Source organism: Bradyrhizobium sp. 179 (assembly GCF_023073535.1).
GTDB lineage: Bacteria > Pseudomonadota > Alphaproteobacteria > Rhizobiales > Xanthobacteraceae > Bradyrhizobium.
In genome coordinates this window covers 135,940-160,283 of record NZ_JADPJR010000009.1, presented here as the reverse complement: position 1 = coordinate 160,283, position 24,344 = coordinate 135,940, and the positions used below count along the sequence as shown (strand labels likewise).

Here is a 24,344-nt window from a genome sequence, read left to right as displayed (position 1 = left end):
ACGACCAAGGACGAGGCCGCCGCATTTCTCGACACCCAGCCGCGTTGCGGCAATTCACGACCCGCGTGAGGTCGAAGGGAACCAAGCAACAAGGGAGAGATCAAATGTGCAATACGTCGCAACTTCCTGAGCCTCGCTTATCCGAGTCCGAACGTTGCTCTTCAATCAAGGGCTGTGCGGTGTGTGGCGGCAAGTTTGGCCTGATCCGCTACTATTCCTGGCGCACAGCGCTCTGCTCCAAGAAGTGCGTTGATCGTTTCCGCACACGCCGCGAACGCGACCGCCGGTGGCTGTTCCGGGCTCAGGTCGCGTGAGCGCTGAACTGGAGAGCTGACTTCTAATCCAGGAGCTCGTGCGTTGAACCGCTCATGCAAGCTTCTGTGCTCGATCGTTCTCCTCGGCTCCGCTGCGACGGTCCAGGCGCAGGAGACAAGAGACGGTGCCGTTCATCGCCAGCATCCGGTCCAGGACCAGGCGCTGCACGAAAAATTCTATTCGACCTGGCACATGCCGGATAATCCGAGCCTCAGTTGCTGCAGCAGCGCCGATTGCTATCCGACTGATATCAAGTACATCGACGGCCGGCTCTATGCACGGCGCAGGGAGGACGGGAGATTCATTCTGATCCCCCCGCAAAAAGTGGAGCGAAACAGGGATAATCCGGACGGCCGAAACCATCTTTGCGCTCCACCGCCCGCACTTTCTCCGTTGGACAGCGTTTACTGCTTCGCTTTGGGAGGTGCCACGTGAGATTCGCGTTCGTATTGGTGAACGGCCGGACTCCGTTCCGGAAGACCTGGTGCATGCAGTGCTGCGAGCCGATCAGCAGCAGCTATCTCCGCGAGATTCGGACAGGTCTGCCTTACTGCGACTATCAGTGCTACGCTCTGTTCTGCGAGGCGCTCGCCAAAGATCGCGTGAGGGCGGCTTCATGAAATTCGTGGTGGTCAATCACGATCCCCCATTGCCCACCGTCACGTGCAGCACATGCTCGCGGTCAATCCGCTCCGGCTATGTCCGGCATGTGCGGACGCAGCGCCGTTACTGTGACTACGATTGCTACCGCCGCGGCGAACTCGTCACGTTGTTCATGCGATGGCCGATGCCCGGGTGGACAGAACCGGCCGCCGAGAACGTCGAGTTCGCTGGAAACATGATCGAGACGTTGGCGGTCCTGAGTGCCGTCTCGTGCTGGAGCTGCACGATACACGCCTGGACCTTCGCAAGAGCCTTGACCGGCGCATATTTGGACGGTCGCGATCTGATCACGATGGAAGGAGGTGACACCTAGCTGCGCGACTGCACGCGCGTGGAAGCCGCAGCACCGGAACCTTGCAGGCGCCGCGTTCAGCCCCGGGCGGCGTTGACTAGGGAGCAGGTGCTGCGGCCGCCACGGGTGCCGTTGCGCCAGCCTCGTGCGTGACGACGCGCTGGTCGCTCTTGCCGGCGATCATGCCGCTGTCTTCGAACCGTGCGCGGTAGACCAGCACGTTCTCGATCACGCGCTGGACGTAGTTGCGCGTCTCCGACAGCGGAATGCGCTCGACCCAGTCGACCGGATCGACCTTGGGGTCTCTGGGATCGCCACGCGCCTGCACCCATTCGCGCACGCGACCGCGGCCGGCATTGTAGCCGGCGAAGGTCATGATCTGGTTGCCGCGATATTCCGAGAACAGCGCGCTGAGCTCGGCCGCGCCCATCTGCGTGTTGTAGACGGGATCGGTGACCATCCTGTTCCAGTCATAGGTCAGGCCGAAGCGTTTGGCGGTGTCTCGGCCCGCTTCCGGCGTCACCTGCATCAGCCCGACTGCATTGGCCGGCGACTTGTCGCGCTGGTCGAACGAGCTTTCGGTGCGCGCCACCGAATAGATCACGCTGGTCTCGATCGCGGGCGCGACCTGCTTGTGCTCGGGAATGCCGATGGTGGGGAAGGCATAGTGGTCGAGCGCAAGCCCGCGTGCCAGCGCCGATTTGCCGATCTCCAGCATCACGCGCGCATCGTTGCGCCGGCCCGCGAGCTCAGCGAGGGCTTCGAGCGCCGCGACGTCGGTGCTCTCCTTGGCAAAATCCTCGGCATAATAGAACACCACGTCGCGCTCGCCGATATCGTAGAGCATGTTGGCGGCGCGCACGCGTTCGTCCGCCAATTGCGTGTCGGCAGCGGGCAGCACCGGGGAGGGCGCACGTAGCTCGATCCGGTCGAGGCCAAGCTTTGCGCGGGCGAGCTGGCCGTAATAGGCGGTCTGATAGCGCGCCGCCGCCTTGTAGCTCATGCGGGCGTCGACGGTGGCGCCCATCGCTTCGGCGGCGCGGCCGCGCCAGTAATGGGCGCGCGACAGCGCAATGGGATTGGCCGAGCCTTCGTCGATCGCGGCGAAGTGCACCATCGCCGTCTTGGGATCGTCGAGATAGCGCAGCGCGATCCAGCCGCACATGAAATGGTAGTCGACGCGGTAGACCTCCTTTTCCGGCACCGCGGCCGTGCGCACCACGTCGTAGGCGGTCTTGAACTTGCCCTGGTCGAGCAGCTTGCGTGCCAGCAGGCGGCGCTCGCGCCACCAGGCATCGGTGTCCTGCGCCGCCATCGTGTCGGGCAGGGCGGCGAGGATCACCTCGGCTGCGTCGTCGATGCGGTCGTTCTGAAGATGCCACTGGGCGCGGCACAGTACATAGCCGAGATCGCGCCGCGCCTCGGTCGAGACGTCCTCGAGATAGTCCTTGGCCTTGCTCGCCTTGCCGGTGACGGCGGCGCAGGCCTTTACGATCGCGAGCGCATCCTCGCCGAGACGTTTGGCTGCGCGTCTTGAGCCTGCGTAGTCCTTGGTGCCGAGACGCTTGTCCATGCGCGCGCGGTGATCGTCGGCGGATAGAAGGTCGTGGAACGCCGCGTAGGAGTCTTCTTCGCTCCGCTCGGACAATTCATCCGTGCGCCAGGCCTCGCGCACGAGACGCGCGGCCCTGTCGGTCTCGCCTTCAGTGAGCAGCACGCGGGCCAGCGCGAACCTGCCCTTGGCGCTGGTTGGCCGGTCCATGGTGAATTTGTGCACGATGGCCGCCTCGCTCTTCTCCTGCCACAGCCGCGCCTCGGCGCGCCGGCGCAGCAGAGCGCTGCTGGGCCAGTCCGGATTAGCGGCGAGGAAGGCGGCGTAGCGCTTGAAATTCGCCGTGCTCTCGGAATGGCGCAGCATGAACCAGTCCACAAGCTTCTGTCCGGCGGGGTCAGTGATGCGGTCGCGTGCGGCGCCCGCATCGTCGGTCTTGCCCTTGCGCGCGAGGTCGATCGCATCCCTCAGCGCGGCGAGATCGCCGGTCAGCGGCGGCGGCGCCGGCTTGTCCGAGGGTACCTCGACCGTCTTCTTCGACTTGCGCTTGGCTTCGGCGTGCTTACCGTGCCGCGCTTTGGCGGCCGAGGCATGGCGCTGCTTGCCGGCCTTCGCCTCATTCGTCTTCTTCGGCGCAGATGATTTATGACTGCTCTTCGCCGCCAACGCGGTAGGAAGAAGAGCGATCGCGGCTACGGCAACGACACACGCGAGCGAGCGTAGGCACTGGTTCATTCGATGGCCCCCCTGCGAAACCACTACAAACCAAGGTCCGCGACGACATGCGGTTTGAGAATCAAAAAACAACACCAAAACGATGTCATGACATCGTTTCGCATTTCTCACGCTCCCGCAACAATGCGGCGAAATACGGATGGGAACTCGGGAACTTCCGAAATGGTGGTGGGACAGCGCCGCTAAACCTTTGTTAGTGGGCCGTGCAAGGGTTGTGCAGGTTCAGGACGTCAGGCCCGCCAGATTGTGCGTGTCCCTACGACCAATTCCGGTATATTGAGTTCCATCGTTCATCCTTTCAGCCTTTGCCCTGCACCTATGCCGATTTTCAACCAGTCGATCCGCCGCAAGATCGTCGGGGTCGCCCTCGGATTGATCGTTCTCATGTTGATCACCTCGATCCTGTCGATGGTGATGTCGAGCCAGGTCGGCGTCCTCTTGGACGAGCTGACCAACCGTTACATCCCGGCCTATGGGCATCTGGCGCGCGCCAACGTCCGTTCGCTGGAACGGGCGTTGGCACTGCGGCGCATGGTCATGACCAAGATGCAGTCTCCCTCGGACGAGGAGGCCTATGCGGCGCGCCTGCGCGAGTTCGATCAAACCGACCGCAAGATCGAGGAGGAAGCCGAGAGCGCACGCAAGCTCATCAACGCCATCATCGACGATCCCAGGACCCCGTCCGACTATGCCGCGCTGGCGCGGATCGAGCTCCGCATCGAGACCGCCGTCACTGAGCTGCGCCGCGATCTTGACGAGGACCACGGAAAGCTGGTCAAGCAGGTCGATGCCAGGCAGATGGCGGAGGCCCGCGGCACGCTGGAGCACATCGATGCGCTGCGCGACCAGTTCAACCAGAAGATCGATGCGATCCGCACCGACATGCTGGCGCAGGTTTTCTTCAGCACGTCGCAGGTGATCAGCCGCCAGCACCAGGCGATCATCGTGTCGGGCGTCGTGACGTTACTCGCAGCGATCGTCGGATTTGCCTTTGCGCTGCTCGTGAGTAGCGGCATCACGCGCCCGGTGCGACTGCTGCTCGCTGGCACCCGGGAGGTCGAGGCGGGTCGGTTCGACAAGCCGATCGCCGTCTCCACGCAGGACGAGATCGGCGAGCTTGCCGCGGCCTTCAACCGCATGATCGAGCAGTTGCGCCACAACGAACGCATCCGCGAGACCTTCGGGCGCTATATCGACCCCAAGGTGGTGCAGGGCCTGATTGACCGGCCGGAGGTCGCCATCGAGGGCCAGCGTCGGGTCATGACCATCATGTTCTGCGACATGAGCGGCTTCACCTCGATGAGCGAAGGCATGACGCCGCGCGGTCTCGTCAAGGTGATGAACCACTATTTCACGGTGATGTCGGGCCACATCCGCAGCAATCGCGGCATCATCGACAAATATATCGGCGACGCCATCATGTCCTATTGGGGGCCGCCCTTCATCGAGGAGGACGAGCAGGCGATGCTCGCCGGCCTTGCCGCCATCGAGATGGCCGATCAGGTGCCCGCGCTCCAGAAGCAGCTGCCGGATCTGCTCGGCATCCGCGCCATGCCGGCGCCCTGCGATCTGCGCATCGGCATCGCCACGGGCGAGGTCCTGACCGGCAGCATCGGCTCCGAGCTGATGATGAGCTTTACCGTGATGGGCGACGCCGTGAACCTCGCCTCGCGGCTGGAGGCCGCCAACAAGACGTATGGGACCCGCATCCTGATCTCGCAAGCAACGGCAGAGGCGATCGGCGCGCGCCTCGAGCTGCGCGAGATCGATCGTCTCGCGGTGGCGGGCCAGAGCGCACCGCAAGCCGTTTTCGAGGTGATGGGCAGGGCCAGCGCACTCACCGATGCGCAAGCGAGCCTGCGCACGCACTATGCCGAAGGTCTCTCCGCCTATCGCGCCCGGCGCTTCGACGACGCCCGCGCCGCCTTCAACGCCGCGCTCGAAGCGGTCCCGGGCGACGGTCCCTCGCACACGCTGCTCGGCCGCATCGCGCAGTTCGAGGTCAACCCGCCCGACGGCGGTTGGGATGGCGCCTGGCGGCTGGAGCAGAAATAGGCGTGCCTGCCGTCCTTCGCCACGGACTGGAAAAAACGATTCTAGTTCATAACGATGTTCGCCGTGACCTATTTCCCGGGCTTAGGCTTGATGTCCTTGAGGCGTCTGATGGGGACACGCCGATGACACATCTTGAGGACAGGCTCGAACGGTTCGAGACGCTCACCGCCGAATGCGAGCTGATCGCCAAGCTCGCGACCGACAGCGCCAAGCGCGAGTTCTATCTGAATCTCGGAGAACAGTACCGCCAGCTGGCGGTGGATACGCGGCAGGCGATCGCGACCAGGGCCGCGGCCTGAGGCCGGCTGCAATCCGTTCTTAAGATTTGGCGCGCATTCTCGCAGCATGCGGACGTCGCTGATCGGCGACGGTTCGTGGTGGGAAGGCCGGGATCCGTTGCAATGCAGCGTGCCCCGCGAGTGTCACTTGCCATGTTCGACGGGCAATCCCATGCGCCTCGTTGCAGTGATCATAGTCGCGCTCATGATGGCAGCCTGCAATCAGGAGCAGGATATCACCGGCTCGGCCTCGACCTGCCCGATGCGAAACTACAGCAGCTACAATCCGCGCGACATGAACCAGTGCGTCAGCGCCTGCAAAGCATGCGATCGCGGCACGACGGTGACCTGCACGACCTCCTGCACCCTTAAGGGGGCGCACTGATCCAAAGTCGCTGACGCGCCAAGGCCGGCGGTGCCTAGGCACCGGAACGATTCACATGGATTAATCATTGAGGAAGCGGGCAGGACGCGGAGTTCGATGGAATGGGTATGCTCGATCCCGGCCGGTTCCTGGTGTCGTGCTCGCATTGCGACGCCTGGCCGATGGCTGCCAACGTCAAACGTTCAAGCTGGTCGACGTCCCCCCACGAAGTCCGCTTCGTGTGCCCGCGCTGCCGCCGCGAGGAGACCGCGATCGTCTCCGCCTCCGGCGAACTGACGCCGATCAAGCGCATCGATGTTCCGTCACGCGACGTCGCCGTTGCGTGGGCGCAAGCCCAGCGCCCGCGCGGGCGGACGTAAGTCGCCACGCACTCGCAGCTTGATCTCCGATTTGGAACCGGGCCCACCGCCGGGGCGTTTCTGGGCCATTATCAACCCATCGAGGCCGGGCGAATGATCAGCGAGCACTTCGACACCCGCACACGGATCAACATGAAATTGGCGTTGGACCGGATCTGCCGCGGTCGGCCCGATGGCGAGGACTATGGCTTCCGGAGGTCGGTCGCTGAAAACATCGTCCGGTGCGCGCTTATGGGCCGAACCGGAATCGGCCAGCTCGTCGACGCCGGCGAACGGGCCGTGGTCCGGACCGGCTCCGAGAGAACGCCAGCCTGATCGTGCTGGCTTGCGTAAATCGTAAATCATCGCCAGACGTGGTAAGACGACCGTCTGGAGATCACCATGGCTCTCATCCTGCCATCTCATAACGACCGTTTCCGGCTTCACCCCGTCGCGCCGCGCCTTGCGCGGATGTTCTGTTTTGCGCTGTTGACGGTGTCAGGCGCGCTCGCAAGCTTCGCGCTCGCCTGCGCCACGCCGTTTGCGGCCTTCGCGGTTGTCGCGGCCGCGATGCTGCCGCTGCGGCCGGCACTGCTCGTCGTCACCGGCGTCTGGCTCGTGAACCAGGCCGTCGGCTTCGGCGCGCTGCATTACCCCATCGACGGCAGTGCCATCGCCTGGGGTTTTGCGACCGGCGCGGCTGCGCTGCTGGCGACCGCCGTTTCGTCCGCCGTGCTGCGTACGCTGCCGCAGGGCCGCACGCCGCTGGCGCTAGCCGTCACGCTTGTTGCCGCCTATGCGGCCTATGAGCTCGCGCTGCTCGCCGCGACGCCGGTCCTCGGCGGAGAGGGCGCCTTCACCGCTGCCATCGTGACGCGCATTGGGCTCACCAGTGCCGTGTGGCTCGCCGGCCTCGTCGCCGCCTGCGAGATCGTCCGTCTGGTCGATCCGTTAATCCGCCCGCTGCGGAATGCCTGAGCACATCCCGACGGGCAAAACACCTGGCAATTTCGGCCTGCCTGGTGTCAAGCGGCGCGTTCAAAAATATTCCGCTTTACCGAAATTCGGAAATGACATATGTATCGCCCATCCCGGCTCATCCGAGAGGGGCGATCATGTGTCGTGATGATCGCGGAGCTGGGCTTGCGGTGGACGCGGCAGCGTCGGGCGCGATAAGTCAGGGGCAGGGCGGATTGCTCTCCGTGAGCCCTTAAGCTTCGCGCAGACGGACGGCGCTGAAAGGTCTCGCCAGCATGTCGATGGCAAGGTGCACAACGCCGTCGAACCCTGTGGCGCAGGCGAGCCGCGCGTACGGCAAAACCGTGTGGTCCTGGCCGTCGTTGCTACGGTCAAGCTCTTGCGGATGCGGCATTGGCGCCAACCGGCGCGGTGTCCGCGACTTTCGCGCGAGTGAGGGAGGCCAGAACGAATTCGGCTCCCAGGAGAGCACGGCATAAGCCGTCAAACCACTGCGCAGGGAAGGCCGTGTGTTGGGCTTCACCTGTATGCCGCTGTGCAGTTTTTCCTGCGTGTGCCTTTCGCACAGCGGACCGTGGGTGCCAGGTCAGCATCCGGCCTTCCCTGCGCCCTCTCGGCTTTGAGGGTGGAGAGATCAAGCAAAGCTCGGGCGAAACGCGCCGCGAGGACGCGAAGGCGTGTCTGCGCGTTGAAAAGCACATCGGAGAGTTACGATATCGCCTCTTGATCCATCATTGCGATGCGGCGACGGCGGTGTGCGCCGACGTGATCAGGCAAAGCGGGTCCTCGACTCAGTGCAGCCGCGCGCCATGTGACGAGCCCAATCTGGGCGCGGCTTCTTCGCCGCTTAAGCTGTAGATCGGGCATGGCCGCGAGGTATCACTGTAGGCTTATCCGAGTCTTCCGAGCCACGATTGTGCTATCCACGCAACACTCCCCCGGATTTAACTTTGATCACCGGCCGTTCGCGTCGTCGCCGCTTTTTAGCCACACCCGAACATGAATAAAATCACTCTAATGTTTTAAGGGTAGCGGGCAGTCTTCGACGGCGACGGGAAATCCCAAGGTCGATTCAAATCTTGGCTCTGATTTTTCGGGTCTGAAAAGGTTGACCGGGGAAACTGGTTTGCAATGCGCGCGAAGATCGACAAGCAGAAGCTGCCGAGCCGTCATGTGACGGAAGGCCCTGCGCGCGCGCCTCATCGCTCCTACTTCTACGCGATGGGTCTGACTACCGAGCAGATCCACCAGCCTTTCGTCGGCGTCGCCTCGTGCTGGAACGAGGCTGCGCCCTGCAACATCGCTTTGATGCGTCAGGCACAGGCGGTGAAGAAAGGGGTCGCATCCGCCGGCGGCACTCCGCGCGAATTCTGCACCATCACCGTCACCGACGGCATCGCCATGGGCCATGACGGCATGCGCTCCTCGCTGCCGTCGCGCGAATGCATCGCCGACTCGGTCGAGTTGACGGTTCGCGGTCACGCCTATGATGCGCTCGTCGGCCTCGCCGGCTGCGACAAGTCGCTGCCGGGCATGATGATGGCCATGGTCCGCCTCAACGTGCCGTCGATTTTCATTTACGGCGGCTCGATCCTGCCCGGCAATTTCCGCGGCCAGCAGGTCACGGTGCAGGACATGTTCGAAGCGGTCGGCAAGCATTCGGTCGGCGCCATGTCGGACGAGGACCTTGACGAGATCGAGCGCGTGGCCTGTCCCTCGGCGGGTGCCTGCGGCGCGCAGTTCACCGCGAACACCATGGCGACCGTCTCCGAGGCGATCGGCCTTGCGCTGCCATACTCGGCCGGTGCGCCGGCACCTTATGAAATCCGCGACGCTTTCTGCATGACCGCGGGCGAGAAGGTGATGGACCTGATCGCCTCCAACATCCGGCCGCGCGACATCGTCACCCGCAAGGCGCTGGAGAATGCGGCCGCCGTGGTCGCCGCGTCCGGCGGCTCTACCAATGCTGCGCTGCACCTACCGGCGATCGCGCACGAGGCGGGCATCAAGTTCGACTTGTTCGACGTCGCCGAAATCTTCAAAAAGACACCATATGTCGCGGATTTGAAGCCGGGCGGCCGTTATGTCGCCAAAGACATGTTTGAAGTTGGTGGCATCCCGCTTCTGATGAAGACGCTGCTCGACAACGGATTTCTTCACGGTGATTGCCTCACCGTCACCGGTCGAACGATCGCCGAAAACCTCAAGAGCGTGAAATGGAATCCGCACCAGGACGTGGTGCACCCGGCAGACAAACCCATCACCGTCACGGGCGGTGTGGTCGGTCTGAAGGGCAATTTGGCGCCAGAAGGTGCGATCGTGAAAGTCGCGGGAATGTCCAACCTCAGGTTCACCGGTCCGGCCAGGTGCTTCGACCGTGAGGAGGATGCTTTCGAGGCGGTCCAGAAGCGCACCTATCGCGAAGGCGAAGTCATCGTGATCCGCTACGAGGGGCCGAAGGGCGGTCCCGGCATGCGGGAAATGCTCCAGACCACCGCAGCGCTGACCGGCCAGGGCATGGGCGGCAAGATCGCGCTCATCACCGACGGCCGCTTCTCCGGCGCGACCCGTGGCTTCTGCATTGGTCATGTCGGGCCCGAGGCCGCGATTGGCGGCCCGATCGGGCTGCTCGAGGACGGCGACATCATCGAGATCGACGCCGTCGCCGGTACCCTTAACGTAAAATTGAGCGACCAGGAGCTCGCCCAGCGCAAGACCAAATGGGCACCTCGCGCGACTAACCACACGTCGGGTGCGCTCTGGAAGTACGCTCAGCAGGTTGGACCAGCGCTCGGGGGGGCGGTGACCCATCCGGGCGGCGCGCACGAGAAACAGTGCTATGCGGACATCTAGGCGTGCCATAGTTGCGTTTGTGTTGGGGGCTATAGCGCTGGCCGCGCCGGCGCTCGCCTTCGACGGTGCGCCGGTGAACAAGGACGCGACCATCCCGGTCGTGACCACCTTGCCGGGCGCTGCGAATACGGTTCGCACCAGAATTCCGCCGGCGGTCGTAACCCAGGAAACCTCGCTCAGCGCCCTGCAATATGCCGCCGAGGGTGGCCACCCCATCGCGCAGTGGAAGCTCGGCCGCATGTACGCCAATGGCGACGGCGTCGCCCAGGACGATCTGCGCGCCTTCGAATATTTCAGCCGCATCGCCAATGCGCATGCCGAGGACAGCCCGTCGGCGCCTCAGGCGCAGATCGTGGCCAACGCCTTCGTCGCGCTCGGCCGCTACTATCTCAGCGGCATCCCGAACTCGAAGATCAAGTCGGATCCGGAGCGGGCGCGGGAGATGTTCTCTTATGCCGCGTCTTATTTCGGCAACGCGGACGCGCAGTATGATCTGGCCCGCTTGTACCTGAAGACGCCGGACGCCTCGCGCGAGGATTTCCGCTACGGCGCGCGCTGGCTCGGCCTCGCCGCACAAAAGGGCCAGCATCAGGCCCAGGCCCTGCTTGGCCAGATGCTGTTCAACGGCGACCGCCTGCCGCGGCAGGCCGCGCGCGGCCTGATGTGGCTGACGCTGGCGCGTGACAGCGCCGGGGCCGAGGAGACCTGGATCAAGGAAAGCTACAACCGCGCCTTCGCCAAGGCCTCCGACGACGACCGTGCCATGTGCCTGCAAATGCTGGAGCAATGGGTGCAGGGCCGCCGGGAATGATCTGCAGAGGCGGCCTTAAGCCGCCTCGAGATCGAGATCCGCCCACACTGGCACGTGGTCCGACGGCTTCTCCCAACCGCGCACATAGCTGTCGATGCCGACATTGGCGAGCCGGTCGCTGGCCTGCGGCGACAGCAGGAGATGGTCGATGCGCAGGCCCTGGTTCTTCTGCCAGGCCCCGGCCTGGTAGTCCCAGAAGGTGTAAAGCCCAGGCTCATCCGTGACCGCCCGCAAGGCATCGGTCAGACCGAGCCCGAGCAGGGACTGAAAGCTCTCCCGCGTCTCGGTCTTGAACAGGGCATCCTCGGTCCAGGCGGCGGGGTTGTGGACGTCGCGGGCATGCGGGATGACGTTGAAATCGCCCGCGAGGATCAGCGGGACCTCCTCCTTGAGGCGTTCCTTCGAATATTCAAGAAGCCGCGACATCCATTTGAGCTTATAGGGATATTTGTCGGTGCCGACCGGATTGCCGTTGGGCAGATAGAGGCAGGCGATGCGCAAGACCCCCTGCTTGAGCGTTACCACGCCTTCGAGAAAGCGGGCATGCGCATCCTCGTCATCGCCGGCGAGTCCCGATTTGGTCTCGTCGAACCGGAGCTTGGAGAGCAGGGCGACGCCATTGAAGGTCTTCTGCCCGTGCGTGACCACGTTGTAGCCGAGCGCCTCGATCTCCAGCCGGGGGAAGGCCTCATCGACGCACTTGATCTCCTGGAGGCAGACGATGTCCGGCTGGCACTCCTTCAGCCAGGTCAGCAGCAGGTCGATCCGCTGCCGGACCGAGTTCACGTTCCAGGTGGCTACTCTGATGGGCATTGGGAGGGGCTCCAGGCGGGGGCCACCGTTAGAACAAAATGCAAACGCGCCCGTCAAGGCGGCCGCAGAATCTCCCACAAAATTAACCCGGCTTAAGCGCGCGACGGGTCATTGATGCCGAAAAGGTGCCTCGGATGGGATGGCCGGACAAATCCATGACGCGAACTGAGCCGCGCGACGGCGTGATCGGCGCGTTGCTGTATTGGCTCGGCGGCTTCGAGATCGAGGATGGTCTGACCGCCGATCTCAGCGAGCGCGAGCTGCGGCGCATCCGCGCCAAGCAGATCGAGGCGGTGACGCGGCTGATCCCGGTGACGATGGCCGTCACCATGCTCAGCGTCGCCATCGTGCTGATCCTGTTCTGGGGCAGGGGCTGGAACGACTTCCTCGCGATCTGGGGTATGACGCTCGCCGCCACCGCCTCGCTCGCGGTCCGTTCGTGGCGGCGGTCGCATCGAAATCCGCGGGAGGCCTCGCCGCGTGCCGCGCGGCAGATGCTGCGGCAGGCGTTCTTCCTCGCCGCGATCTGGGGCATGCTGCCGCTGGCGCTGTTCAGCCGCATCGAGCCAACCAGCCAGCTCATCCTGGCCTGCCTGATGGTCGGCATGATGTCGGGCGGCGCGTTCACGCTATCGACCTTCCCCCGTGCCGGCCTCATCTATCTCGCCACTATGACGATCGCCTGCGCCGGTGCGATGCTGCTGTGCGGTGACGGGCCGTATCTTGTGACGGCGGTGTTCCTGCTGCTGTTCGCATTCTTCATGGCGCGCAACATCGTCTCCCACGGCAACCTCTTCCTCGGCAATCTCAAGGCCCAGCTCGAGCTTGAGCGGCAGACCGAGATCATTTCGCTGCTGCTGAAGGACTTTCAGGAGAACGCCAGCGACTGGCTGTGGCAGACCGATGCCGAAGGGCATCTCGTCGACGTGCCCCAGCGCTTCGTTGACGTGGCGCAGCTGCCGCTTCCGCTCCTGAAGGGATCGCACTTCGCCGACGTGCTCGACATGCTCTGCCCCGAGGACAAGAGCGCGGCCTACAACATCATCGGCCTGATGGAGCAGGCCGAGCCGCTGCATGAGATGAATATCAAGGTCGTCGTCGGCGGCGAGGCGCGGCTGTGGTCGCTGACGGCGAAGCCGGCCCACGACCGCGATGGCCAGTTCCTCGGCTATCGCGGCTTCGGCCGCGACGTGACCGAACGCTGGCGCGCGGAGAAGGCCGAAGCCGAGAGCCGCGCCAAGTCCGACTTCCTGGCGGTGATGAGCCACGAGATCCGCACGCCCATGAACGGCGTGCTCGGGCTTGCCAGCATGCTGCTGGAGACAAAGCTCGATCCGGAGCAGCACGAGGCCGTCACCACGATCCGCGAGTCCGGCGACAATCTCCAGCGCATCCTCAATGACATCCTCGATCTGTCCAAGCTCGAGGCCGGCCGCTTCGCGTTGGAAGCGATCGACTTTGCGCCGCGGGCGCTGGTCGAGACCGCCGCGTCCGTGGCGCGCGCGGCCGCCAAGAGCAAGGGGCTTTCAGTCAAGGTCGAACTCGATCCGAACCTGCCGACGACGCTGCGCGGCGACGCCGCGCGCATCCGCCAGGTGCTGCTCAACCTCGTATCCAATGCGGTGAAGTTCACCGACGAAGGCGAGGTGAGGGTTTCGGTCACCTGCCAGGCGCGGCGCGATCTGCTGGCGACCGTCGAATGGGCGGTGACCGATAGCGGCATCGGCATCGCCCCCGATAAGCTCGGGCAGCTCTTCAGCGACTTCGCCCAGGCGGACGCCTCGATCAGCCGCCGTTTCGGCGGCACCGGCCTTGGCCTTGCGATTTCCCGGCGCATCATCGAACAGATGGGCGGCACGATCGGCGTCACCTCGATGCCGGGCGAGGGCTCGACTTTCCGCTTCACCCTGGTGTTGCCCTGGAGCCAGGCGGAGGCGTCCGACCACGATGCCGGCCGCGACGACGCCGACGAGCTCAAGGCTCGCATCGCCGGGCTCGACCGGCCGCTGAAGGTGCTGGTCGCCGAGGACGACGCCGTCAACCGCATGGTCGTGAGCAAGATGCTCGGCGGATTCGATGTTGAGCTGCGCGTCGTCACTGACGGCGTCGACGCCGTCGCGGCAGCCTCTGAAGGCGACTACGATGTCGTGCTGATGGACGTGCGCATGCCCGACATGGACGGACTTGCCGCAACCCGCGCGATCCGTGCGCAAGGTGGGCGCTTCGAAGCCCTGCCAATCATCGCGCTCACCGCCAACGCCTTCCCCGAGGACGTCAGGATCTGCCGCGAGGCCGGCATGTCGGACTTTCTGCCCAAGCCGCTGCGCAAGCCTGCGCTGGTCGCGGCCCTGCTACGTGCGCTGGACGGCCACGTCATGTCGGAGGATGCGCCGCTTCAGCCGGAGCTGATGCCGATCGAGGTGGAGTGGACGGACGAGGAAAGGCAGATCACCGGCGCGTAGGCGCTCAGATCGAGAAGCTGGTGCCGCAGCCGCACGAGGCAGTCGCGTTCGGATTGTTGACTCGGAACGAGGCGCCGATCAGATCGTCGACGAAATCGACCTGCGATCCCGCCAGGAACGGCTGCGAGGCCGAATCGACCAGCACCACGGCATTGTCCTGCTCGATCACGAGATCGTCATCGGTGCGGGCACGGTCGATGTCGAACTTGTACTGGAAACCCGAGCAGCCGCCGCCCTCGACGGAGATGCGCAGCATCGCGCCTGACCCTTCGCCCTTGAGGATTTCCCCAATCCGGCGTGCGGCCCGGTCGCTGATGGTCACGGCAGTCGTCATCGTTCGTCTCCAATAGTCCCACGGTCATACCAAGTTCATTGCCCAATTCATTTGGTATCCCACGCCCGACATAGTTAAGTGCCACCATACGCAGAATCAAATGGATAGGGACTAAATTCGCCGTGTCCGTCGGAATGGCTGCCCCCCGCGCGCCCTTTGCTTGCGACCCCGAGCGCAGCCGCGGCCGGCTGGTCGCGGAGCCCCCGAGCCGGACCCGCAGCCCGTTCCGACGCGATTGCGACCGCGTGATCCATTCCACCGCGTTCCGACGCCTGAAGTACAAGACCCAGGTGTTCGTGTTCCACGAGGGCGACCACTACCGCACCCGGCTGACCCATTCGCTCGAGGTGGCCCAGATCGCCCGTGCGCTGGCCCGGCAGCTCGGGCTGGACGAGGATCTCACCGAAACCCTGGCGCTTGCCCATGATCTTGGCCATCCGCCGTTCGGCCATGCCGGCGAGCGGGCGCTGGACGCCTGCCTGAAGGAGTTTGGCGGCTTCGATCACAACGCCCAGACGCTCCGCGTCGTCGCTGCGCTGGAGCACCGCTATCCCGAGTTCGATGGGCTGAACCTGACCTGGGAAGCACTGGAGGGCATCGTCAAGCACAACGGCCCGTTGACCGATCGCAGCGGCGCGCCAATTGGACGCTATCGCGAGCACGGCGTTCCCGTCGGCATCGCCGACTATATCAAGACGCATGATCTCGAATTATGGAGCTTCGCCTCGCTCGAGGCGCAGGTCGCCGCGATCGCCGACGACATTGCCTATGACGCTCACGACATCGATGACGGTCTGCGAGCCGGCCTGTTCCAGCTCGACGATCTCAAGCTGATGCCGCTGACGGCGGAGATCATCGCCGAGACCTCGGCGCATTATCCCGATCTCGAAGATGTCAGGCGCGGCGCCGAGCTGGTGCGCGAACTGATCTCGCACCTGATCGGTGCGGTGTTCGCCGAGGCGCAGAAGAACCTTGTGGCGGTCAAGCCGCAATCGGCGCAGGACGTGCGCCAGCAGAGCCGGGCGCTGATCGCGTTCCCCGCCGAGGTCGCCGAGGAGGAGGCCGCCATCAAGGCCTTCCTCTACCAGCACATGTACCGCCACAAGCGGGTGATGCGGGTGATGGCGGAGGCGGAGCAGATCCTGTTCGACCTGTTTGCAAGGTACCTGAAGGTGCCGGCCGAGCTGCCGCCGGAATGGCTGTTGGGGGCGGAGGCAGACAATGAGGGCGACCGCGCCCGCCGGATCGGCAATTTCATTGCCGGAATGACCGACCGTTTCGCCCTGACCGAGCACCAGCGGCTCTTTGACTCGACCCCGGATTTGCGTTAGGCGGCGGCCATGCCCGACGCGTCCTCATCCCTGCACCTGTTCGCCGACGTGCTCGCGCGCGTGCACGCCGCCTGCCGTACGCTGGCCGTGGACGCCAACTGGCCTGAGGGCATCGATTTCTCGCGCGTGGTGGTTGAGCCGCCCCGCGATGCCTCCCACGGCGACATGGCGACCAACGCCGCGATGGTGCTGGCGAAAGAGGCAAAGGCAAAGCCGCGCGATCTCGCCGAGCAGATCGCCGAGCGGCTGCGCGCCGATGCGCTGATCGCCAAGGCCGACGTCGCTGGCCCTGGTTTCATCAACCTGACGCTGAAGCCTGCCGCCTGGGCCGAGGCGCTGCGCACGGTGCTGCGCGAGGGCGCCGATTACGGCCGCGTCCGCGGCGGCTCCAAGGTCAACGTCGAATATGTCTCGGCCAATCCGACCGGACCGATGCATGTCGGCCATTGCCGCGGCGCCGTGTTCGGTGACGCCCTGGCGAGCCTGCTTCAGTTCGCAGGCCACGACGTCACGCGCGAATATTACATCAACGACGCCGGCGCCCAGGTCGACGTGCTCGCACGCTCCGCGTTCCTGCGATATCGCGAGGCGCTCGGTGAGGACATCGGCGCGATTCCGGAAGGACTCTATCCCGGTGACTATCTGAAGCCGGTCGGCGCGGCGCTGGCGAAGGAGCATGGCGATAAGCTCCGCGGAATGAGCGAGGCCGAGTGGCTGCCGACGGTGCGCGCCAAGGCGATCGCGATGATGATGGAGGAGATCAAGGACGATCTCGCCGCGCTCAACATCCGCCACGACGTGTTCTTCTCGGAGCGCTCGCTGATCGAGAACGGCAACAACCAGGTTGCCAAAACCATCGATTTCCTGCGCGCCAAGGGCGACATCTACGAGGGACGGCTGCCGCCGCCGAAGGGCGCGCCGGTCGAGGATTGGGAAGACCGCGAGCAGTTGCTGTTCAAGGCGACTGCCTACGGCGACGACGTCGATCGGCCGCTGATCAAGTCGGACAATTCCTACACCTACTTCGCCTCCGACATCGCCTACCACAAGAACAAGTTCGACCGTGGTTTTGCAGAGATGATCGACGTCTGGGGCGCCGACCATGGCGGCTACATCAAACGGATGCAGGCGGCGGTAAAGGCGACGACCTCCGGCAAGGGCGCGCTCGATGTCAAGATCGTGCAACTCGTGAAGTTGCTGCGCAGCGGCGAGCCGGTGAAAATGTCGAAGCGGAGCGGAGACTTCGTCACCTTGCGTGAGGTGGTAGATGAGGTCGGCCAGGATGCCGTCCGTTTCATGATGCTCTACCGCAAGAACGATGCCGTGCTCGACTTCGATCTCGCCAAGGTCATGGAACAGTCGCGCGACAACCCGGTGTTCTACGTCCAGTACGGTCACGCCCGCGGCCATTCGATCTTCCGCAATGCGCGGGCTGAGGTATTCCCGGAACTGCCGGAGGATACCGGCGCGCGGATCGCTTGGCTCAGTGAGTCGGCCGTGGAACGATTGTCGGACCCGGTCGAACTCGATCTTCTCAAGCGCCTCGCAATTTTTCCGCGGATGCTGGAAGCTGCCGCCGCGGCCCACGAACCGCACCGAATTGCCTTTTATCTCTATGATTTAGCCAGCGAATTTCATGCACTTTGGACGAAGGGGCGCGATTTGCCCTATTTACGCTTCATTATCAATAATGATGCAGATCTTACGAAGGCGCGGCTGGCCATGGTCCAGGGCGTCGTCTCAGTCCTGGCATCGGGCCTCGCCATCCTCGGCGTCCATGCCCCGGATGAGATGCGGTAGTTTGGGGCGAACTACTTAAGAGGAATTCGGGGGTAACCGGCAGAAGCCGGATCGCTTAGACTTGGTTAAAAGCCTTGTGGGTCGAAAGCCGTGCCTTGGTCGAGGGGTGCGCGGCTTTCCCGAAGGGACGCATCATCACGATGGCCGAACGATATCAGGACAGACCGTTTCCCTCCGATCACTATGGTCGCGGTAGCGAGCAGCATGGGAAGGCGGAAAATGATCCCTTGGCCGAGCTCGCCCGTCTGATCGGACAGACCGATCCGTTCGCAGCGCAGTCGCCGCCGACCGCACGCCCGACGGCAGCGCCCGCCCAGAGTTATCGAGAAGACGATTATCGCCAGGACGATGATCGCCAGGATTATGCCGAGCAGGCCTCGCCGCCGCCCGGGCCGCCCTCATGGATGCGGCGCGCCAATGTACAGCCGCAGCCGACACCCGCGCCGGAGCCTGACTATTCCGTCTCCGTAAACCCGGTTCATCCGCTGCATCGCTATTCGGCCCAGCCGACTGCAGCTGCGCCTGAGCCGAACTTTCATCAATCGCACGCCCCTCAGGATCACGCTTATCAAGCTCAAGCCTATCAGGATCAGGCCCACCAGCAGCACGCTCAGGCTTATCAGGATCGGGCCTATCAGGATCAGGCCTATCAGGAGCCGTACGCGCAGCCCGATCCGTCGCGCTATGATGATGCGCTCTATGGCCGGCTCGAGACAGGCGAGCAGGACTACCAGCGCGATCCGGCCTACCCCGACGATCCTTACGCCTACCAGAGCGACTATCCTGAGGCCGAACTTGACGAGCCGAAGAAGCAGCGCGGCGGCATGATGACAGTCGCGGCGATCCTAGCGCTTGCCGTGGTCGGCACTGGTGCTGCCTTCGCCTACAAGACCTATGCGGGCTCGCCCCGCAGCGGCGAGCCGCCGATCATCAAGGCCGACAACACACCGACCAAGATCGTGCCGGCGCCGACGGACTCCTCCGCCAAGGTGCCGGATCGCATGGTGAGCGGTGACGGCACCGAGAAGATCGTGCCGCGGGAGGAAGCGCCTGTCGACGTCAACGCCCGAGCGGCTGGTCCCCGCGTGGTGTTCCCGCCGCTGAACCAGAATGCGAATCCTCCGTCGGTGGCGAGCGTGTCGCCGTCGATGGTGCCGCCGCCGAGCGCGGGGGCGGCCCCGAGCAACGGCACGCTGCCGAACAATTCGCCGCGCTCGATCAGGACGGTGGTTGTGAAGGGTGATCAGACCGATAGCGCTACGCCGCAATCGGCTGCAGCAGCCAAGCCGGCAAGTGCGCCAAAACCTGTTGCCGCGCCGCCTGCGCCAATCGCGGCGCGCAATCCGCCGACGTCGGCCAATGCCAGCGCCAACCAGCCTTTGTCGCTCGCGCCGCAAGCGGGACCGACCGCCGAGCCTCCGCAGCGGATGGCTGCGACCAACCCGACGCAAATTGCGCCCGCCAGCAGCGGTGGCGGCTACATCGTGCAGGTCTCCTCGCAGCAGAGCGAGGACAGCGCCGCCGCGTCCTATCGGGTGCTTCAGAGCAAGTACGGCAGTGTGCTCGGGTCCCGTTCGCCGGTGATCAAGCGCGTCGATCTCACCGACAAGGGCAAAGGCATCGTCTACCGCGCCTTCGCCGGTCCCTATGGCTCGGCCGAGGAGGCGACGCAGGCATGCAACAGCCTCAAGTCCGCAGGCCTGTCCGCCTGCTTCGTCCAGAGGAATTAACGGCCGTTTCCTTGACCCCCTCGCGGGGCAAGGTTAATCGGCCGTTATGAGCACGCGGGCCTTCATTACCGGCGTAACCGGAACGGAACTGACCGCCGCCGAGCGGGAGTTTATCCGTGCCGAACGTCCATGGGGCTTCATCCTCTTCAAGCGCAATATCGCGACACCGGCTCAAGTTGCTGCATTGGTTGCGGAATTGCGGGCGGTGGCGGGTGCTGCCGACGCGCCCGTCCTGATCGATCAGGAGGGCGGACGGGTGCAGCGGCTAGGGCCGCCGCACTGGCCGCTCTATCCGCCGGGAGCCGTATTCGCGAATCTGTACGACACTGATTCGGCGCTCGGGCTCACTGCGGCGCGCCTGAGCGCCCGCCTGATCGCGGCCGATCTCGCCGATCTCGACATTACCGTGGATTGCCTGCCGCTCGCTGACGTGCCGGTGCCGGGTGCGGATGCCGTTATCGGCAACCGGGCTTATGGCACGGAGCCGGGCAAGGTTGCCGCGATTGCGCGCGCGGTCACCGAGGGGCTGGAGCAGGGCGGCGTGCTGCCGGTTCTCAAGCACATTCCCGGTCATGGCCGCGCCACTGCCGACACCCATTTCAAGCTGCCGACGGTCGACACGCCGCGGGACGAGCTGGAACGTTCCGATTTCGCCGCGTTCAAGCCGCTGTCGGACCTGCCGATGGCCATGACTGCACATGTTGTGTTTAGCGCGATCGACGCCGCCCAACCGGCGACGACATCTGCGACAATGATTGCTGACGTGATTCGCGGCACAATCGGGTTCCAGGGTTTGTTAATGAGTGATGACGTGTCGATGAACGCGCTGTCGGGGAATATCGCCGAGCGGACCCGCGCCATCTTCGCGGCTGGCTGCGACGTGGCCCTGCATTGCAACGGCAACATCGAGGAGATGCGCGACGTCGCCCGCCAGACACCCGAACTGTCCGGCAGAGCACTGGAGCGGGCGAAAGCCGCGCTCGCCGCACGCAAGCCGCCGCAGCCGCTGGACCGGGCGGCCGCACGCGCAGAACTGGACGCATTGATCGCACGGGCAAACACGGCATCCGCATGACCGCAGAAATCCTATCCTTCGAAACCGGGCGGCCCGCAGAGCTTGCCGAGGGTGAGCCGGCGTTGGTCGTGGACGTCGAAGGTTATGAGGGCCCGCTCGACCTGTTGCTCGCACTGGCGCGGCAGCAGAAGGTCGACCTCGCCAAGATTTCGATTCTGGCGCTGGCCGACCAGTACCTCCACTTCATCGAGGCTGCGCGGAAAATCCGGCTGGAGCTCGCTGCTGACTATCTCGTGATGGCGGCCTGGCTCGCCTTCCTAAAGTCGCGCCTGCTGCTGCCGGAGCCGCCGAGTGCGGAAGGCCCGAGCGCGGAGCAGATGGCGACTGCGCTCGCCAACCGCCTGCGCCGGCTGGAAGCCATTCGCGAAGCCGCCAATCGGCTGATGAACAGGCCGCAATTGCAGCGCGACATCTTTCCGCGCGGCGAGCCCGAGCACATCGCCGAGATCAAGCATCCGAAATACACGGCGACGCTGTACGACCTGCTCACCGCCTATGCCGCGCAGCGCCAATCGCGCGTGCTGGCGAGCGTGCATCTGGCCAAGCGTACGGTGTGGTCGCTCGCCGAAGCGCGCGCCACGCTGGAACGGCTGGTCGGCAGCATCAGCGAACAGGATGATTGGGGCGTTCTCGACGACTTCCTGATCCGGCATGTCGCCGATCCGACGCAGCGCGCGACGGTGTTCGCTTCGAGCTTCGCCGCCGCGCTCGAACTGGTGCGCGAAGGTCAGCTCGAGCTGAACCAGAAAGAGGCGTTTGCGCCCATCTATTTCCGGAAGGGGCGTCCTAAACCGGTTCCGGACGCAGCTCCTGCGCCCGATGCGCCGGTCGGTTAAGTGCAAGAAGGAGGATCTGCCATGGCAAGCCTGGCTGAAGCGCGGGTAGAAGAGGCCGAGCCGATGGAGAACGAATCCCAGGCACGGCCGGAGGAATTGCGGCTGCTGGAAGCGCTCCTGTTTGCCTCGAGTGAACCGCTGGATACCGCGACGCTGGCCAAGCGGATGCCAGACGGTGTGGACGTCAAGGCCGCGCTTGAGCAGCTGCAGGCCGACTATGCGTCGCGTGGCGTGAACCTCGTACGCGTCGCCAACAAATGGACCTTCCGCACCGCCGGCGATCTCGCCTGGCTGATGACGCGGGAGAGCACCGAGACCCGGCGTCTGTCGCGTGCGGCGATCGAGGTGCTGGCGATCATCGCCTATCACCAGCCGGTGACGCGCGCCGAGATCGAGGAGATCCGCGGCGTCGTCACCTCGAAGGGCACGTTGGATGTGCTGCTGGAGACCGGCTGGATCAAGCCGCGCGGCCGGCGCAAGACGCCCGGTCGCCCGCTGACCTTCGGCACCACCGAGGAGTTCCTGTCGCAGTTTACTTTGGAACAGCTCGGCGACCTGCCGGGCCTCGAAGAGCTCAAGGGCACTGGCCTGCTGGATTCGCGCCTGCCGACCGGATTCAGCGTGCCGACGCCGTCGGACGACCCGACGCTGCGTGAGGACGAGGATCCGTTGGAACCGGGCGAGCACCTCGATCTGGCGCTGGCGCCCGCGGTCGAGCCGGAGACGCCGGAAAGCGGCGATGAGGGTGGCAGCCAAGCTGGCGGCCAGGAGTGATGCCCGTCCGTGTACGGGCCCTGCGACGGGTTAACACTAGCAAATTTACGTAGCGCCGACAGCGAATTGGCGCTGCCTTGGTCCTTGTTTTTGACACCCGCCAAGCCTAGGTTTCGGTAAAGATCGGCCGGGTCCCCGGCACATGCGCGTTGGAGGGTTGCAGGATGGGTTCACTCAGCATTTGGCACTGGATCTTGGTGATCGCAGTGGTCCTGCTGCTGTTCGGCCGCGGTAAGATTTCGGATCTGATGGGCGACGTGGCGCAGGGCATCAAGGCGTTCAAGAAGGGCATGCAGGACGACGACAAGCCCGCCGACAAGCCCGAGCCGGCCAAGTCCATCGAGCACAACAATGCCGCACCGACCGCGGCACGGTCCGACGTCGGCAGCAAGGCCGTCTGAGCCGGAGAGCACGCGAGAACGCGGGTAGCGGCCCCGATCCTGCGCGCAATGGATTGGGCCGGTTGCGGCTGGCGTGAACGGAAGACCTCATGTTCGACATCGGCTGGAGTGAACTGGTCCTCATCGGGGTCGTGGCCCTGATCGCCATCGGCCCGAAGGAGCTGCCGGGCGTGCTGCGCATGGTTGGGCAGTGGATGGGCAAGGCCCGCAAGATGGCCGCCGAATTCCAGGGCCAGTTCCAGGAAGCGATGCGCGAGGCCGAGATGGCCGACCTCAAGAAGAGTTTCGACGAGGTCAAGGAAGCCGCGACCGGCTTCAATCCTCTGACTTCGCTTCAGAAGGATGTCAGCGACGCGCTACGCGTCGATGCGCTCGACAAGCCGGCCGAGACGCCAGCCAGTGGCGCCGTCGAACCGGCGGCGACTTCAAGTGAAGCGCCGGCGACGTCGAGTGAAGCGCCGGTAACGCCAACGACACCGGAAGCGCCGACGCCCGCGACCTTCATGGAAGCCGAGGCGCATGCAGCAGCGAACGAGCCGCTTGCGATCACCCGTGAGGTCAAGCAGGCCCAGGTCGCGCAAGACACCTTGCCATCCGAGGCGATCAAGGACGTCAAAGCGTCATGACCGACGCCGATATCGAGGCCAGCAAAGCCCCTTTGATGGACCATCTGATCGAGCTGCGGTCGCGGCTGATCAAGGCGCTGCTCGGATTCGGCGTTGCCTTCATCTTCTGCTTCTTCTTCGCCAAGCAGATCTACAACGTGCTGGTCTGGCCGTTCGTGTGGGTCGCGGGCCCCGAGAATTCCAAATTCATCTACACGGCGCTGCTGGAATATTTCATCACTCAGCTCAAGCTCGCGCTGTTCGGCGCCGGCTTCATTTCGTTCCCGATCGTCGCGACGCAGATCTACAAGTTCGTGGCGCCCGGTCTCTACAAGCACGAGAAGCAGGCCTTCCTGCCGTATCTGGTCGCAACCCCGTTTTTCTTCGTGCTGGGTGCAGCGCTGGTCTATTTCGTCGTCCTGCCGATGCTGGTCCGCTTCTCGCTCGGCATGCAGCAGGCCGGCAGCGACGAGACCGCGCAGATCCAGCTCTTGCCCAAAGTCGGCGAATATCTCTCGCTGATGATGTCGCTGATCTTCGCCTTCGGCATCGCCTTCCAGCTTCCGGTGATCCTGACGCTGCTCGGGCGGATCGGGATCGTCACCTCGAAGATGCTGCGCGAGAAGCGCCGCTATTTCATCGTCATCGCCTTCGTCATCGCGGCCGTGCTGACGCCGCCTGACGTGCTAAGTCAGTGCTCGCTGGCGATCCCCTTGCTGGCGCTCTACGAGGGCTCGATCATCGCGGTGGCGATGGTGGAGAAGAAAGCGGCGGCCTCGCAGGCCGCCACGGGCACCGACGTGTCGACGCCGGCCAAGCCGGCGGAGTAGGGGCACTTTCGCTTTATCATAGCGTCGCTTAGCCCATGATTCGTCATGCCCGGGCTTGACCCGGGCATCCACGACTTGATCTAAGGCTGCAGATACGT

23 protein-coding genes are annotated in these 24,344 nt (G+C 64.4%); 18 read left to right on the top strand and 5 right to left on the bottom strand.

Translation table 11 applies throughout. From position 1 onward, the window contains the following. Positions 1-366 precede the first annotated feature (366 nt). The 3 genes from IVB12_RS02585 to IVB12_RS02575 form a co-directional block, all read right to left on the bottom strand. The gene (locus IVB12_RS02585) at positions 367-678 is read right to left on the bottom strand and encodes a hypothetical protein (protein ID WP_247295329.1); all 312 of its coding nucleotides are present in this window, start codon (positions 676-678) and stop codon (positions 367-369) included. Between the two features lie 381 nt (positions 679-1,059). Then, the gene (locus IVB12_RS02580) at positions 1,060-1,269 is read right to left on the bottom strand and encodes a hypothetical protein (protein WP_247295326.1); all 210 of its coding nucleotides are present in this window, start codon (positions 1,267-1,269) and stop codon (positions 1,060-1,062) included. A gap of 98 nt (positions 1,270-1,367) precedes the next feature. Beyond that, positions 1,368-3,557, bottom strand: a complete 2,190-nt coding sequence (locus IVB12_RS02575) for a lytic transglycosylase domain-containing protein (protein ID WP_247295323.1) — start codon at positions 3,555-3,557, stop codon at positions 1,368-1,370. A gap of 318 nt (positions 3,558-3,875) precedes the next feature. On the opposite strand from IVB12_RS02575, the gene IVB12_RS02570 reads away from it, so the two are divergent. From IVB12_RS02570 to IVB12_RS02535, 8 genes are all read left to right on the top strand, one after another. Beyond that, positions 3,876-5,612 (top strand): adenylate/guanylate cyclase domain-containing protein, encoded by a 1,737-nt coding sequence (locus IVB12_RS02570; RefSeq protein WP_247295321.1) that lies wholly within the window; start codon positions 3,876-3,878, stop codon positions 5,610-5,612. Between the two features lie 122 nt (positions 5,613-5,734). Then, positions 5,735-5,911 carry a hypothetical protein gene (locus IVB12_RS02565; RefSeq protein ID WP_247295318.1) on the top strand — a complete coding sequence of 59 codons (177 nt, stop codon included), beginning with the start codon at positions 5,735-5,737 and terminating at the stop codon, positions 5,909-5,911. Between the two features lie 151 nt (positions 5,912-6,062). Continuing rightward, the gene (locus tag IVB12_RS02560) at positions 6,063-6,275 is read left to right on the top strand and encodes a hypothetical protein (RefSeq protein ID WP_247295314.1); all 213 of its coding nucleotides are present in this window, start codon (positions 6,063-6,065) and stop codon (positions 6,273-6,275) included. Between the two features lie 101 nt (positions 6,276-6,376). Then, a complete protein-coding gene (locus IVB12_RS02555; protein ID WP_247295311.1) occupies positions 6,377-6,634 on the top strand; it encodes a hypothetical protein in 258 nt (85 codons plus the stop codon). A 93-nt stretch (positions 6,635-6,727) separates the two neighbouring features. Next, a complete protein-coding gene (locus tag IVB12_RS02550; protein ID WP_247295308.1) occupies positions 6,728-6,949 on the top strand; it encodes a hypothetical protein in 222 nt (73 codons plus the stop codon). A gap of 66 nt (positions 6,950-7,015) precedes the next feature. Further along, positions 7,016-7,591 carry a hypothetical protein gene (locus tag IVB12_RS02545; protein WP_247295305.1) on the top strand — a complete coding sequence of 192 codons (576 nt, stop codon included), beginning with the start codon at positions 7,016-7,018 and terminating at the stop codon, positions 7,589-7,591. 1,131 nt (positions 7,592-8,722) lie between these two features. Further along, positions 8,723-10,444 (top strand): dihydroxy-acid dehydratase, encoded by a 1,722-nt coding sequence (gene ilvD, locus IVB12_RS02540; RefSeq protein WP_247295303.1) that lies wholly within the window; start codon positions 8,723-8,725, stop codon positions 10,442-10,444. Then, a complete protein-coding gene (locus tag IVB12_RS02535) occupies positions 10,431-11,255 on the top strand; it encodes a tetratricopeptide repeat protein (RefSeq protein WP_247295301.1) in 825 nt (274 codons plus the stop codon). Before ilvD ends, IVB12_RS02535 begins: the two co-directional genes overlap by 14 nt. A gap of 15 nt (positions 11,256-11,270) precedes the next feature. On the opposite strand, the gene xth is transcribed toward IVB12_RS02535, so the two are convergent. Continuing rightward, the gene (gene xth / locus IVB12_RS02530) at positions 11,271-12,068 is read right to left on the bottom strand and encodes an exodeoxyribonuclease III (protein WP_247295299.1); all 798 of its coding nucleotides are present in this window, start codon (positions 12,066-12,068) and stop codon (positions 11,271-11,273) included. Between the two features lie 134 nt (positions 12,069-12,202). On the opposite strand from xth, the gene IVB12_RS02525 reads away from it, so the two are divergent. Further along, a complete protein-coding gene (locus tag IVB12_RS02525) occupies positions 12,203-14,530 on the top strand; it encodes an ATP-binding protein (RefSeq protein ID WP_247295298.1) in 2,328 nt (775 codons plus the stop codon). Positions 14,531-14,534: 4 nt separating this feature from the next. Here the strand turns inward: IVB12_RS02525 and erpA are convergent, their stop codons facing one another. Then, a complete protein-coding gene (erpA, locus tag IVB12_RS02520) occupies positions 14,535-14,864 on the bottom strand; it encodes an iron-sulfur cluster insertion protein ErpA (protein ID WP_025036472.1) in 330 nt (109 codons plus the stop codon). Positions 14,865-14,998: 134 nt separating this feature from the next. Between erpA and IVB12_RS02515 the strand changes: the two genes are divergently transcribed. From IVB12_RS02515 to tatC, 9 genes are all read left to right on the top strand, one after another. Continuing rightward, entirely contained in the window at positions 14,999-16,195 is a 1,197-nt protein-coding gene (locus IVB12_RS02515) for a deoxyguanosinetriphosphate triphosphohydrolase (RefSeq protein WP_247295296.1), read from the top strand. A 9-nt stretch (positions 16,196-16,204) separates the two neighbouring features. Next, positions 16,205-17,995 (top strand): arginine--tRNA ligase, encoded by a 1,791-nt coding sequence (gene argS / locus IVB12_RS02510; protein ID WP_247295294.1) that lies wholly within the window; start codon positions 16,205-16,207, stop codon positions 17,993-17,995. Positions 17,996-18,135: 140 nt separating this feature from the next. Further along, a complete protein-coding gene (locus IVB12_RS02505; RefSeq protein ID WP_247295292.1) occupies positions 18,136-19,725 on the top strand; it encodes an SPOR domain-containing protein in 1,590 nt (529 codons plus the stop codon). Positions 19,726-19,771: 46 nt separating this feature from the next. Continuing rightward, positions 19,772-20,800 (top strand): beta-N-acetylhexosaminidase, encoded by a 1,029-nt coding sequence (gene nagZ, locus IVB12_RS02500; protein ID WP_247295290.1) that lies wholly within the window; start codon positions 19,772-19,774, stop codon positions 20,798-20,800. Continuing rightward, positions 20,797-21,636 carry a ScpA family protein gene (locus IVB12_RS02495; protein ID WP_247276012.1) on the top strand — a complete coding sequence of 280 codons (840 nt, stop codon included), beginning with the start codon at positions 20,797-20,799 and terminating at the stop codon, positions 21,634-21,636. The genes nagZ and IVB12_RS02495 overlap by 4 nt, the downstream gene beginning before the upstream one ends. A 21-nt stretch (positions 21,637-21,657) precedes the next feature. Then, positions 21,658-22,410: an SMC-Scp complex subunit ScpB gene (scpB, locus tag IVB12_RS02490; RefSeq protein WP_247295287.1), complete on the top strand. Its 753-nt coding sequence runs from the start codon at positions 21,658-21,660 to the stop codon at positions 22,408-22,410. Between the two features lie 164 nt (positions 22,411-22,574). After that, on the top strand, positions 22,575-22,811 hold the full coding sequence (locus IVB12_RS02485; RefSeq protein ID WP_247276014.1) for a twin-arginine translocase TatA/TatE family subunit: 237 nt from the start codon (positions 22,575-22,577) through the stop codon (positions 22,809-22,811). A gap of 89 nt (positions 22,812-22,900) precedes the next feature. Next, positions 22,901-23,437, top strand: coding sequence for a Sec-independent protein translocase protein TatB (gene tatB, locus IVB12_RS02480; RefSeq protein WP_247295284.1), 537 nt, complete (start codon positions 22,901-22,903; stop codon positions 23,435-23,437). After that, entirely contained in the window at positions 23,434-24,246 is an 813-nt protein-coding gene (tatC, locus tag IVB12_RS02475) for a twin-arginine translocase subunit TatC (protein WP_247295280.1), read from the top strand. Before tatB ends, tatC begins: the two co-directional genes overlap by 4 nt. The last annotated feature ends 98 nt before the right edge of the window (positions 24,247-24,344 follow it).

What these genes read in the sequence shown, in the direction of transcription:
- tatC (WP_247295280.1), top strand. Translation starts at nt 23,434, where the DNA reads ATGACCGACGCCGATATCGAGGCCAGCAAAGCCCCTTTGATGGACCAT.
- IVB12_RS02525 (WP_247295298.1), top strand. Translation starts at nt 12,203, where the DNA reads ATGGGATGGCCGGACAAATCCATGACGCGAACTGAGCCGCGCGACGGC.
- tatB (WP_247295284.1), top strand. Translation starts at nt 22,901, where the DNA reads ATGTTCGACATCGGCTGGAGTGAACTGGTCCTCATCGGGGTCGTGGCC.
- IVB12_RS02565 (WP_247295318.1), top strand. Translation starts at nt 5,735, where the DNA reads ATGACACATCTTGAGGACAGGCTCGAACGGTTCGAGACGCTCACCGCC.
- nagZ (WP_247295290.1), top strand. Translation starts at nt 19,772, where the DNA reads ATGAGCACGCGGGCCTTCATTACCGGCGTAACCGGAACGGAACTGACC.
- scpB (WP_247295287.1), top strand. Translation starts at nt 21,658, where the DNA reads ATGGCAAGCCTGGCTGAAGCGCGGGTAGAAGAGGCCGAGCCGATGGAG.
- IVB12_RS02485 (WP_247276014.1), top strand. Translation starts at nt 22,575, where the DNA reads ATGGGTTCACTCAGCATTTGGCACTGGATCTTGGTGATCGCAGTGGTC.
- IVB12_RS02515 (WP_247295296.1), top strand. Translation starts at nt 14,999, where the DNA reads ATGGCTGCCCCCCGCGCGCCCTTTGCTTGCGACCCCGAGCGCAGCCGC.
- IVB12_RS02585 (WP_247295329.1), bottom strand. Translation starts at nt 678, where the DNA reads ATGGTTTCGGCCGTCCGGATTATCCCTGTTTCGCTCCACTTTTTGCGG.
- IVB12_RS02505 (WP_247295292.1), top strand. Translation starts at nt 18,136, where the DNA reads ATGGCCGAACGATATCAGGACAGACCGTTTCCCTCCGATCACTATGGT.
- xth (WP_247295299.1), bottom strand. Translation starts at nt 12,068, where the DNA reads ATGCCCATCAGAGTAGCCACCTGGAACGTGAACTCGGTCCGGCAGCGG.
- IVB12_RS02555 (WP_247295311.1), top strand. Translation starts at nt 6,377, where the DNA reads ATGGGTATGCTCGATCCCGGCCGGTTCCTGGTGTCGTGCTCGCATTGC.
- IVB12_RS02535 (WP_247295301.1), top strand. Translation starts at nt 10,431, where the DNA reads ATGCGGACATCTAGGCGTGCCATAGTTGCGTTTGTGTTGGGGGCTATA.
- IVB12_RS02575 (WP_247295323.1), bottom strand. Translation starts at nt 3,557, where the DNA reads ATGAACCAGTGCCTACGCTCGCTCGCGTGTGTCGTTGCCGTAGCCGCG.
- IVB12_RS02560 (WP_247295314.1), top strand. Translation starts at nt 6,063, where the DNA reads ATGCGCCTCGTTGCAGTGATCATAGTCGCGCTCATGATGGCAGCCTGC.
- IVB12_RS02550 (WP_247295308.1), top strand. Translation starts at nt 6,728, where the DNA reads ATGATCAGCGAGCACTTCGACACCCGCACACGGATCAACATGAAATTG.
- ilvD (WP_247295303.1), top strand. Translation starts at nt 8,723, where the DNA reads ATGCGCGCGAAGATCGACAAGCAGAAGCTGCCGAGCCGTCATGTGACG.
- erpA (WP_025036472.1), bottom strand. Translation starts at nt 14,864, where the DNA reads ATGACGACTGCCGTGACCATCAGCGACCGGGCCGCACGCCGGATTGGG.
- IVB12_RS02570 (WP_247295321.1), top strand. Translation starts at nt 3,876, where the DNA reads ATGCCGATTTTCAACCAGTCGATCCGCCGCAAGATCGTCGGGGTCGCC.
- IVB12_RS02545 (WP_247295305.1), top strand. Translation starts at nt 7,016, where the DNA reads ATGGCTCTCATCCTGCCATCTCATAACGACCGTTTCCGGCTTCACCCC.
- IVB12_RS02495 (WP_247276012.1), top strand. Translation starts at nt 20,797, where the DNA reads ATGACCGCAGAAATCCTATCCTTCGAAACCGGGCGGCCCGCAGAGCTT.
- argS (WP_247295294.1), top strand. Translation starts at nt 16,205, where the DNA reads ATGCCCGACGCGTCCTCATCCCTGCACCTGTTCGCCGACGTGCTCGCG.